This window comes from Bacillus sp. FSL W7-1346 (assembly GCF_038593335.1).
GTDB classification, from domain to species: Bacteria; Bacillota; Bacilli; order Bacillales; family Bacillaceae; genus Bacillus; species Bacillus altitudinis.
Genome location: NZ_CP151988.1, coordinates 177984 through 189783, shown reverse-complemented (window position 1 = coordinate 189783; position 11800 = coordinate 177984). Strand labels below are relative to the sequence as shown.

Here is an 11800-nt window from a genome sequence, read left to right as displayed (position 1 = left end):
AAAAATTCGATAACCTCCATCCTCGTCAACTAAGCATCTGTCTCGTTCGATCGCTTAGTTCGGGCGCTATAATTATAAGAGTGGCTGAACATCTACCCTGCCTTTCCTGCTAGAATAAAAATCCAGTAACACAAGGATGATTGTACTATAAGGTCTGACCTCCGTCAATCACAATTTAGCGGGTGATCCCTTCATGTTAGAAAGTAAGACCTCCCTACACTATATGCGATGAGGCTTGTCACGTTCTACCTTTGATGTGCTCTCTTATGTATGAAAGCAAGCAGCAAATTGCCCTCGCTTATATCATTCGTATAGAACTTTCCTCTTATGACGTTTATTCGAAAAAAAGCAAACCGCTGCTTAGCGATTTGCTTTGATCAATTACTCAATACCCATTTCTTCTTTGACAACAGCCGTAATGCGAGCCACGTATTCATCACACAGCTCTTTTGTTTTCGCCTCTGCCATGACACGTACAAGCGGCTCTGTTCCTGATGGACGCACAAGGATACGTCCGTCACCGTTCATCTCTTTTTCAACCTCTTGGATCACAGCTTTTACTTTTTCATTTTCTTCCACTTTATACTTATCAGATACCTTCACATTCACTAGAAGTTGCGGGAATTTCTCCATTTCAGCTGCAAGCTCTGACAATGTTTTTCCTGTTGCTTTTAGTGTATTCACCAGCATGATCGCAGAAAGCATGCCGTCACCTGTCGTATTATAATCAAGGAAAATCAAGTGGCCTGACTGCTCGCCTCCGACATTATAGCCATCCTTTTTCATCGCCTCGACCACATAGCGGTCACCAACAGCGGTTTGAATGCTCTTAATGCCTTGCTTCTCAAGCGCTTTATAGAAACCTAGGTTACTCATGACCGTTGACACGACCGTGTCATCCTTCAATCGGCCTTCACCCTTTAGATAACGTGCGCATATGTACATAATTTGATCGCCGTCTACAATATCACCTTTTTCATCAACTGCAATTAAGCGGTCGCCATCACCATCAAACGCAAGACCAATATCCGCTCCTTTTTCTTTCACAAAAGCAGAAAGTGCCTCTGGATGAGTAGAACCTACGCCATCGTTGATATTCAATCCGTTTGGTGATGTTCCCATTGTTGACACATCTGCATCTAAATCCGCAAATAAATGTGTCGCAAGAGAAGATGTTGCACCGTGTGCACAGTCAAGCGCCACGTGAATGCCTGTGAAATCCTCGTCCGCTGTCTGCTTCAAGAACTGCAAGTACTTCTGTCCGCCTTCAAAGTAGTCATTCACTGTTCCAAGATCGGCGCCAACCGGACGTGGCAGTTGATCAACTGGCTGATCCATTAGCTGCTCAATTTCATTTTCCTGTTCATCTGACAGTTTAAAACCGTCACCGCCGAAAAATTTAATTCCGTTGTCTTGAACTGGGTTATGCGAAGCTGAAATCATGACACCTGCTTCTGCATCCATTGCCTTCGTTAAATAAGACACACCAGGTGTTGAGATCACACCTAAACGCATGACTTCAGCTCCAATTGAAAGTAAGCCTGCTACGAGTGCTCCTTCTAACATATGACCAGATACACGCGTGTCTCGTCCAACGAGTACCTTTGGACGTTCTTTATCCTTCGTGAGCACATAGCCGCCAAATCTCCCAATTTTAAATGCGAGCTCTGGCGTTAATTCGCTATTAGCCACACCCCTTACACCATCAGTTCCAAAGTACTTGCCCATGTTTCAATCGCTCCTTTTTTACCATTCAAGAGGACGCTGCGTCCTCTTTGTTATCTTCTTTTACCCGCTGTCTTTGACTTGATTCTTTTTTTGCTTTATCTTGTGTTGATTCCTTTTGACTCTTCTCTTCCTGATCATCATCGGATGATTGATCTTTCCGATCATTCGTAGAAGCCGGCTGATCTTCTGTATCAGTAGAAGTCAGTTTCACTTTGACCTTCGATCTAGATAATGTCCATGTCACATTTTGAGGGCCATTCACTTGTACTTTGACCTCATGTGTTCCTTCGTTTAAGTCCCCCACATTGATATAGGCTTCAATATCTGAAGCCTTTAGTTTATCAATTGCACTCTTTGAACCTTTTGCTGTTAGTGTGAGACGCCCAGAAGACGGACTCACAAATGCAGAGCTGAGATCCTTGCTCAGACCCACGACAGAAATTGGGACATTATCGATCTTTTTTTCTTCAGCTGTTGCAACCTTCACTTTGATCTTAACAGTTTCAGGCGATACCTTTTTCACACCATCTGGCAGTGGAATGTCGGCATCAATCTCTGTATCATCTTTAATCTTGCTTAGGTCGAGCTTAACTCCGTCAATAAAATCAAGTGCATCCAGCACCTTTTGAGAACCGTAGACTGTCACCTCACTTGGGCTTGTCTCGATGCTTGAGATACTGATCCCATCTGGCAAGCTGCCCGTCCGCTCAATCTTAAACGGAACTTTCTTGCTTGGACTCGTAATCGGGACCGTAATATCTACCACAGACGGACTCACTTCGACTGGTAGCTCATTCCCGCTGCTATCATACACAGTGAGCTTCGCTTCTTTCTCAATTTGCTGATCGACATCCTCTAAGTTCACAAATGCTTTAATGACAGAAATTTTGTCGATCACGTCTTTTGAGCCAGTAACCGTGACATTTTTCGGATTCACAATAGGCTGCTCTGGTGAATAGCCGTCTTTGATTTTATTTTGATTATAAAATTCCGTTTCAACAGGGAATTCAGCTGTCGTTTTTTCTTGTATCGTCACAGTCGTCACAGACGGATTAATCGTTAACGTGATTCCTTTCGATACATCTCTTGCCTTCAATTCGACTTTATGTGTACCTGTCGTCAGGTTTTGCATATCTGCGTAAATTTCAAAATTTTTCGTTTGTCTTGCTGTTTTCACAGCACTAGTTGATCCTTTAATCGTGACATTGACTGTCTGCGGCACACCAGTGACTACATACTTTTCGTCGTCATAATATGCTTTAACAGGAATGTCCGTTAAGGTTGCTTCGTCTGTTGTCGATGTTGGGAAAAAGGATTCACCGATTTTTTTCGGCGTGGGCGCTTGCGCTGAATTGACTGCACCATACAGCAATAAAGCGAAGACCAATGCAAGAAACTTAACGGCCCAGCGATTATTCAAAATCTTATCCATTTTTCTTGCCCCTCCAATACCATTTGGTCGAGGAAGCATCTTTGCTGTTCTTACTAAACTCAGCAATCAGCATTTCTTCAAGCGCTTCTTCTGTCAATTCTCGATGGAGATCACCATTTCTTGCGACACTAATGCCGCCTGTCTCCTCGGAGACGATGACGGTTAAACTGTCCGTTACTTCACTAATACCAACTGCCGCGCGGTGACGTGTACCGAGCTCCTTAGAGATAAAAGGACTTTCAGACAGCGGTAAATAACACGCTGCAGCTGCAATCTCATCACGCTTCATAATCACAGCACCGTCATGAAGCGGTGTATTCGGAATGAAAATATTAATCAGCAGCTCAGAACTGACCTTTGCATTTAAAGGAATTCCGGTCTCTATGTAATCATTCATTCCAGTATCGCGCTCAATCGTTAACAGCGCGCCTATTCTTCGTTTTGCCATATAGTTAATTGCTTTTGTAATTGCCTCGATCGTTTTCTGCTGCTGTTCCTCTACAGGTGTTCCGCTTCTAGAGAAGAAACGGCCGCGCCCAAGCTGCTCAAGCGCTCTCCTTAGCTCTGGCTGAAAAATAATAATGATCGCAAGGAACCCCCACGTAATCGCTTGATCCATCAGCCATTGAAGTGTGTTAAGACCGAGATACGCACTTCCCATCCTGACGAGAACAATGACGACAATTCCCTTTAAAAGCTGAACCGCTTTTGTTCCGCGGATGACCATCATTAATTTATATATCACATACCAAACAACGAGAATATCAACAGCATTACCGAGGTACTGCAAAAAAGGAATATCCCCTAAAGCCATTTCCTCGTCCTCCAGAATTTTCAGTTATTCTTCGTTCGATTTATTTTTTATAAAAAAAGAGCCTATGTGTAAGTACATAGCGTGGCTATTATACCACATTTTGTTTCAGCAAGGAAAATAGTTGCCATATCTGGCTGGCATTCAAGTCTGTCCATCAATAGAAAAAGAGCAGTCCCCTTAGAGACTGCTCTCAAACTGTTTGATTTACTTTTGCTCCTCTGGCCCAATGACCCGCATCACGTCTTGTGCTGTAGACTTCATTTTGTACCAAACCCAATCAAACACTTCATTAATTTCATTGATTTGACCAGTGACTTGTCCGGCAGAAGCAGTCAGCTGTTCTCCATTGACGACTGTTACGTTCCCATCAACCTTGCCTTCTACAATCAGCTTGCCATTTTTCACAGTGACATCACCTTTGACGGTTTCCCCTTTAGGTACCGTCACTGTATCATTTTCAACCACGAGATTCGGCTGCTTTGACACACTGAAATTATGATCCGTATTCCAGCTTGTAAACAGACTGCCTCCCATCAATATGACAAAGAGGGCAGCGGCGACCATTAGCGGATGAGCTTTGATCCATCTTTGAATCGACACACGCTTTTTCTCCTTTGGAAGACCTGCCATCACCTTTGCAGTGAAATCAGATGGTGCTTCTATATGAGATGTACTCTGCACGAGCGCGATGGATTTCTCAATTTGTTGAAAATGAGTACGGCATTCCTCACACGATTGCAGATGGCTCTTTAATTCTATTTCATCTTCGGGCTCAATGTCCCCGTCTAAATACTGATGCATAAGCAGGACGATTTTTTCCTGACAGCTCATCAAAATCACCTCACTCAAAGGTCTCTCAACTGTTTCCGGAGAGCCTCTCTACCCCTGTGTATTCTCGTTTTCACCGTACCAACTGGTATATTCAGAATCTCACTAATTTCTTTTAACGAGAGTTCATCAATATACTTTAATACAATGACCGAGCGATATTTATCGGGTAATCTTAAAATTTTTTGCTGAATGGTGCTCGATAATTCAAGCGACACCACCTCGTCCTCTGGCAAAATGCCGTCAGCCGCAATTTGAGAATACATATTCAGTCCTTCTGTCCCTGCCACCTCTGCATCTAAATAATAATCCGGCTTTTTTTTACGAATACGGTCGATGGTCAGGTTGGTTGCAATGCGGTACAGCCACGTGGAAAACTTACGATTCACATCAAAGCTCTCAATATTCACATAGGCACGAATAAACGCCTCCTGCGCAATATCTTCTGCTTCATGTGCATTCCCAAGCATACGATAGCACAGCTGATAAATTTTGTCTTTATACAGGTCTACGATGTCTGCAAATGCGTTCTGGTCGCCTTTTTTCACTTGCTTAATTCTCTTTTTAATCATTGTTTCCATAGTATATTCAACCTCTGCCTTCACCGGTCTTTATGTATACGAACCTCGTTCCAAAAGGTTTCATTCTCCTCTAAAAAATAGTGTAACAAATTTTTGACAGCATGTTACGCTTATCAGCCGGTAAAAACCTTAACATATCCTTAAATTTCCCCAAAATTAAAAAAAGAACGGGAACAAGTCCCGCTCTATAATAGCTTTTCACCCATTAAAGAACCAATTAATGCAACTGCCGCTTCTGCTGTTTTATTTTTCTCATCTAATACCGGATTCACCTCAACAAACTCAGCAGAAGTCAAAATCCCTGCTTCCTCTAAAAGCTCCATTGCAAGATGACTCTCTCTATAACTGATGCCGCCAGCAACCGGCGTTCCCACGCCAGGGCACTCCGCTGGATCAAGGCCGTCTAAATCAAGCGACAAATGAACACCATCTGTTCTTTCTTTTAAATACGCAATGGCTTCCTCCATTACTCTCGTCATCCCTAATCGATCAATTTCATGCATCGTATACACTTTAATGCCTTTTTCTCTAATCAATGCCCGCTCTCCTTCATCTAAAGAACGAGCACCAATCAAGATCACATTCTCAGGCTTTACTTTTGGCGCATAACCGCCAATATTCGTTAGATCAGCATGCCCAAGACCGAGACTGACAGCAAGTGGCATCCCATGAATATTCCCAGAAGGAGAGGTTTCCTCTGTATTTAAATCACCGTGTGCATCATACCAAATGACACCCAAATTTTCATAATGCTTGGCTACACCGGCTAGTGTACCAATTGCAATGCTATGATCCCCGCCTAAAATCAGCGGAAACGAACCTGACTGCACAATACTGCTAACCTTTTCAGCAAGAAGCTGGTTCGCGCCAGCATTCTCCGTTAAGTTTTTCAGTTTTTCACTTGTATAGAGACCTTTCTCATCATCTCTTTGCTCAACGGGAATATCCCCTAGATCCTCGACATCAAATGAAAGCGATTCCAATTTTTCTTTTACACCAGCACAGCGAATGGCACTCGGCCCCATATCAACGCCCCTTCTCATTTGACCGAGATCCATCGGCACCCCAACAATCGTGACCTTCTTTTGATCTCCCATATGTACATCCCCTTTCCGTTCATGCTTATATTTTACTTTCTCGGTGCCTTCTGACTCAACTCAACAATATTTTGAATAGTTATACATTCCAATCGTCAAAATAAAAAAAAGACACCTTTTTAAAAAAGGTGTCTTAACTGGGCTAGCTGGATTCGAACCAACGCATGACGGAGTCAAAGTCCGTTGCCTTACCGCTTGGCTATAGCCCAAAAATGGTGGAGGGGGGCGGATTCGAACCGCCGAACCCGGAGGGAGCGGATTTACAGTCCGCCGCGTTTAGCCACTTCGCTACCCCTCCACATATGGAATTGATAAAAGAAAAACAGTGCCGGCAAGAGGACTTGAACCCCCAACCTACTGATTACAAGTCAGTTGCTCTACCAGTTGAGCTACACCGGCATATGGTGGAGGATGACGGGCTCGAACCGCCGACCCTCTGCTTGTAAGGCAGATGCTCTCCCAGCTGAGCTAATCCTCCACATCATGGTGACCCGTACGGGATTCGAACCCGTGTTACCGCCGTGAAAGGGCGGTGTCTTAACCGCTTGACCAACGGGCCAGTTTGTCAAGTTTACTGTTTCCGTGAAGCTGACAAAAGTTATTATATACAGGTTGTCCCCCTTTTGTAAAGGGGGTTTTTATTTTTTTTATTTTCTAACTATTCAACCCTCATCAGCACAACATTTTGACTGAAATATAATTTCAGTATTTAAATATAATATTGAAATTTCATGTCATACTCAATATACTGAAAATGAAGAAATAAGGAGGTATGTCACATGCAGCCATCTCAACTGCGTTCTTTGACAACAGAATCAAGAAACCCTAACACCATGGGAATTTCACAAGCAAGCCCGCTAGAAATGCTCCAAATGATCAATGCGGAAGATATGAAGGTCGCTCAAGCCGTCAACCGTGTCCTTCCAGACGTAAAGACAGCAAGTGACTTTGCCTTTGAATCCATCTCGAATGGGGGCAGACTCATTTATCTAGGCGCTGGAACAAGTGGCAGAATTGGGGTAATGGATGCGGTCGAATGTCCACCTACCTATAGCATTTCACCTGATGTCATCGTAGGCATCATGGCCGGTGGCGACTCTGCCTTTTCACATGCAGCAGAAGATGTGGAAGACAGTGAAGAAGCTGGTCAAAAAGATTTAGAACACATCCACCTGACATCAAAAGATACGGTTGTCGGCATCGCGGCGAGCGGTAGAACACCCTATATCATTGGCGCTTTAAACTATGCTAGAACCATTGGAGCAAAAACAGTAGCCCTCAGCTGCAATGAACAAGCAGAGATTAGCGAACTAGCAGACTGCGCCATTGAAGTCGTCGTAGGACCAGAAGCCATCACTGGGTCAACACGAATGAAAGCCGCATCCGCTCATAAAATGATTTTAAATATGCTTTCCACCTCTGTCATGATCAGACAAGGCAAAGTATATGAAAACCTGATGGTGGATGTAAAAGTAAGTAATCATAAACTAAAAGAACGCGCCATCACCATCATTCAGCATGTGACCAATGCTCCCTACGAACAAGCCGTAAAAGCACTTGAAGCAGCCGATTTAGAAGTTAAAACAGCCATCGTCATGCTCCAAACCAAAACAGATAAAAAGACAGCCAAAGACCTGCTCAACAAAGCAGATGGTCACATCGACAAAGCCATCTTACGTCATCAATCTTAAAGGAGGAAACTCATGTCAGCAGGCGGACTCACCCTACTACACACAATGAAATCAAAGCTTCCCCAATCTGAAAAAATCATTGCAGACTATATCCTTGCCCATCCTGACAAAGTCATTAAAAGCACAGTGCATGAAATCAGTCAGGCTGCCGGTGCAAGCAGCTCTGCCGTCATCCGTCTCTGTAAGTCTCTCGGGCTGGATGGCTATCACGATTTGAAAATGCGGATCGCTGGAGACTTAATGCACACTGATAAACAAGGCTACCGGGATATCGAACAAGATGAACCACTTCAATCCATTATTCAAAAGACAGCAGGAAACACCATTCAATCGATCAAAGATACAGCCTCTATTTTAAATGTAGAAGCTTTAGAAAAAGCTGTGCAACTGCTGCTGAATGCAAACCAAATCCATTTTATCGGTGTGGGTGCATCTGGCATCGTCGCAGCTGATGCCCAGCAGAAATTTCTCAGAATCAATTATGCAGCCACCGCCTTCACTGACATGCACATCGCATCTACGGTCATCGCAAATGCTGGAAAGAATGACATTGTGTTCGGTATATCCTTCTCAGGAGAAACATTAGACATCATCCAAGCCCTTCAGCTCGCCAAAGAAAATGAAGTAAAAACCATTGCTTTAACGCACCCAGGTCATACAAGCGTTTCTGCATTGTGTGATGTTCATCTATCAACGTCTGGTTCCAATGAAGCACCTTTTCGCAGTGCTGCCACTTCCTCTAGAATGGCACAGCTCTATTTAATCGATGTCTTGTTCCTCAGTTTAGCCTCCCGTCAATATGAACAGACAGCACAATATATTGACAAAACAAGGCATGCCATCCGCTCCATGAAACGAAAAACAAAGGGGGATTCAACATGAGTCATCAAAAGAAATATCAGCAGTTGGCGAAAGAAATCCTTTCACTCTGTGGTGGTTCTGAAAACATCTCTTCCCACACACATTGTATGACACGACTTCGAATTACACCCATTGATCGTGAAAAAGTGCAAACCACCGCGATCAAAGAACTCGATGGCGTCATTGGCGTCGTCGAAGCGGAAACACTGCAAATCATTTTAGGCACAGGTGTTGTCAACCAAGTATCAAGTGCGTTTGAACAGCTGCTCAATGCCTCAGGTTCATATGATTTAAACAACGAAGCACAGAAAAACAAACAAGCCATTTCACAAAAGAACCGCACACCATTCAAGCTGTTCTTACGGCGGATCGCCAGCATTTTCATTCCCATTATTCCAGCACTCGTTGCATCGGGTCTTATAACGGGTATTACAAAAGCGATCGTGCAAGCAGGCTGGCTCGATGAAAAATCTCAAGCTGCGATTATCCTAACCGTTATAGGCTCAGGCTTGTTTGCTTATCTCGGTATATTAGTAGGAACAAACGCCGCAAAAGAATTTGGTGGCTCTCCTGCATTAGGCGCATTAGCAGGTATTCTCATCATTAACCCAGCTGCCGCTGATATTATGTTATTTGGCACTAATATTCTACCAGGCAGAGGCGGACTTATCGGTGTTCTTCTTGCTGCTATTTTTATGGCACTTGTTGAAACCCGGATCAGACGCTTCGTCCCGCAATCACTCGATATCATCGTCACACCAACCATCACACTACTCATTACAGGCATTTTCACGTACGTTATCTTCATGCCAGTCGGCGGATTTATATCTGATGCCATCACCTCTGGACTTACTTATCTATTAAACATTGGCGGTATTTTTGCCGGATTTGTTCTTGGTGCGACCTTCCTTCCTCTTGTTGTCACTGGACTTCACCAAGGCCTAACACCTATTCATATGGAACTGATTAATTCAATTGGAGATGACCCGCTTCTGCCAATCCTCGCTATGGGAGGCGCAGGACAGGTCGGTGCTGCCTTTGCCATTTATATGAAAACAAAAAAGAAAAAGCTGAAAAGAGCCATTGCAGGCGGACTTCCTTCAGGAATGCTTGGAATTGGAGAACCGCTCATTTTCGGTGTCACACTCCCGCTCGGAAGACCCTTCCTCACTGCTTGTCTCGGCGCTGGAATCGGCGGAGCATTTCAAGCCTATTTCCAAATCGCCACTAAAGCAATCGGGGTATCAGGTCTCCCATTAACCTTTATCGTTCACACACATCAAATGCTGCTTTACTTAATAGGACTCTTCATTGCATATGTCGCTGGATTTATCTTCACATACTTATTCGGATTTCATGATGATATGGCTGTTGAATTCGAGGAAAATAAGCAATAGGAGGTCTAGCTCTTGAAGAAATATTTTCTCATCATCACAAGTCTGTTCATGCTCCTTGGGTTACCAGTACAAACATTTGCAACTAGCTCCCATCCTGTATCGTCTTTGTCTAAAACAGCACCTGAAGAATATCCCGTCTTAAAAAAAGCAAAACGACCGGAACAAGTAGGTTTTTCTTCTAGGCAGCTTAGGAAGGTTGATCACATGATTCAAAACGATATCAAAGCAGGGTTTCCAGGGGCAGCACTCATCATTATCAAGGATGGTCAGATCGTCCATCAAAAAGCCTATGGCTACAGACAAAAATATAAAGGGACAACAGAACTCAAATTCTATAAGAAAATGAAAAAGAACACACTGTTCGATTTGGCATCCAATACAAAAATGTATGCCACCAACTATGCCCTGCAAAAGCTAGTATATGAACAAAAACTAGATGTAAATGAAAAAATACAAACCATCCTGCCTGACTTTCAAGATGAACCAGATGCAAAGGTAACCGGCAAAGATCAGCTTCGAGTCAAGGATCTTCTCACCCATTCTGCCGGACTGCCTTCCAGTGTTTTATTTTATAGCAAAGAGCAAGCGGGCTCTTTTTTCTCTCAAGATAGACAAACAACCATGAAATGGCTGCCAAAGGTGCCTCTGCAATACAAGCCAGGCACTCAGCATATTTATAGTGATATTGATTACATGCTGTTAGGCATGATCATTGAGAAAAAAACCGGTATGCCACTTGATCAATATGTAGAGTCGACGATTTATCGACCGCTTGGTCTAAAACATACCATGTTCAATCCGCTGAAAAAGGGATTCAAGCCAAAGCATTTTGCAGCAACCGAGCGTCTAGGCAATACAAGAGATGGTGTCATTGATTTTGAAAACATTCGCAGGTATACCTTGCTAGGTGAAGTCCACGATGAGAAAGCCTATTACTCAATGGCAGGTGTCTCCGGACATGCTGGACTTTTCTCTAATACATCAGATATGGCCGTACTGCTTCAGCTGATGCTCAATAAAGGAGGCTATGGGAAAACAACCATCTTTGACCAAGCTTCTATCGATCTCTTTACGGAATCATCAGACACGAACCCAACTTACGGGCTAGGCTGGCGGAAAAACGGCAATACTGACATGGAATGGATGTTTGGGAAATACGCAAGTAAAGAAGCGTATGGACACACAGGCTGGACAGGAACGATGACACTGATTGATCCAAAACACAATCTAGGCGTCGTCTTGCTAACAAATAAAAAACATTCACCCGTCGTTTCACCTGAAGTCAACCCAAATCAATTTGAAGGTGACCTTTTCCCAACTGGTACTTATGGAAGCATCATGACCGCAATCTACGAATCTTTTAAGTAAAAG

Annotated in this window: 10 protein-coding genes and 5 tRNA genes; 4 read left to right on the top strand and 11 right to left on the bottom strand. The window is 43.6% G+C overall.

Annotated elements, in window-relative coordinates; translation table 11 throughout:
* Positions 1-381: 381 nt before the first annotated feature.
* From glmM to NST09_RS01030, 11 genes are all read right to left on the bottom strand, one after another.
* Positions 382-1728 (bottom strand): phosphoglucosamine mutase, encoded by a 1347-nt coding sequence (gene glmM, locus NST09_RS01080; RefSeq protein WP_008360584.1) that lies wholly within the window; start codon positions 1726-1728, stop codon positions 382-384.
* A 25-nt stretch (positions 1729-1753) separates the two neighbouring features.
* Positions 1754-3160, bottom strand: a complete 1407-nt coding sequence (locus NST09_RS01075; RefSeq protein ID WP_035704327.1) for a YbbR-like domain-containing protein — start codon at positions 3158-3160, stop codon at positions 1754-1756.
* Positions 3153-3974 (bottom strand): diadenylate cyclase CdaA, encoded by an 822-nt coding sequence (gene cdaA, locus NST09_RS01070; RefSeq protein WP_008344027.1) that lies wholly within the window; start codon positions 3972-3974, stop codon positions 3153-3155. Before cdaA ends, NST09_RS01075 begins: the two co-directional genes overlap by 8 nt.
* Positions 3975-4178: 204 nt before the next feature.
* Complete coding sequence (gene rsiW, locus NST09_RS01065; RefSeq protein ID WP_048001383.1) at positions 4179-4805, bottom strand: anti-sigma-W factor RsiW; 627 nt, start codon at positions 4803-4805, stop codon at positions 4179-4181.
* 14 nt (positions 4806-4819) lie between these two features.
* Positions 4820-5383, bottom strand: coding sequence for an RNA polymerase sigma factor SigW (gene sigW / locus NST09_RS01060; RefSeq protein WP_007498553.1), 564 nt, complete (start codon positions 5381-5383; stop codon positions 4820-4822).
* 185 nt (positions 5384-5568) lie between these two features.
* Positions 5569-6480 carry an arginase gene (gene rocF, locus NST09_RS01055; RefSeq protein WP_048001374.1) on the bottom strand — a complete coding sequence of 304 codons (912 nt, stop codon included), beginning with the start codon at positions 6478-6480 and terminating at the stop codon, positions 5569-5571.
* A 137-nt stretch (positions 6481-6617) separates the two neighbouring features.
* Positions 6618-6689, bottom strand: a tRNA-Gln gene (locus NST09_RS01050).
* 4 nt (positions 6690-6693) lie between these two features.
* Positions 6694-6778: transfer RNA gene (locus tag NST09_RS01045), tRNA-Tyr, on the bottom strand.
* A 28-nt stretch (positions 6779-6806) separates the two neighbouring features.
* Positions 6807-6879, bottom strand: a tRNA-Thr gene (locus NST09_RS01040).
* 3 nt (positions 6880-6882) lie between these two features.
* A tRNA-Val gene (locus NST09_RS01035) sits at positions 6883-6958 on the bottom strand.
* 6 nt (positions 6959-6964) lie between these two features.
* A tRNA-Glu gene (locus NST09_RS01030) sits at positions 6965-7039 on the bottom strand.
* 220 nt (positions 7040-7259) lie between these two features.
* Here NST09_RS01030 and murQ point away from each other — a divergent pair.
* Genes murQ through pbp4b form a run of 4 tightly spaced genes read left to right on the top strand, consistent with a single transcriptional unit; the run spans position 7260 to position 11797 of the window.
* On the top strand, positions 7260-8171 hold the full coding sequence (gene murQ / locus NST09_RS01025; RefSeq protein ID WP_110487735.1) for an N-acetylmuramic acid 6-phosphate etherase: 912 nt from the start codon (positions 7260-7262) through the stop codon (positions 8169-8171).
* A gap of 12 nt (positions 8172-8183) precedes the next feature.
* Positions 8184-9053: a MurR/RpiR family transcriptional regulator gene (locus tag NST09_RS01020; protein WP_007498558.1), complete on the top strand. Its 870-nt coding sequence runs from the start codon at positions 8184-8186 to the stop codon at positions 9051-9053.
* Positions 9050-10429 (top strand): PTS transporter subunit EIIC, encoded by a 1380-nt coding sequence (locus NST09_RS01015; protein ID WP_113747568.1) that lies wholly within the window; start codon positions 9050-9052, stop codon positions 10427-10429. Before NST09_RS01020 ends, NST09_RS01015 begins: the two co-directional genes overlap by 4 nt.
* A 12-nt stretch (positions 10430-10441) precedes the next feature.
* Complete coding sequence (pbp4b, locus tag NST09_RS01010; protein ID WP_060832001.1) at positions 10442-11797, top strand: penicillin binding protein PBP4B; 1356 nt, start codon at positions 10442-10444, stop codon at positions 11795-11797.
* Positions 11798-11800 lie beyond the last annotated feature (3 nt).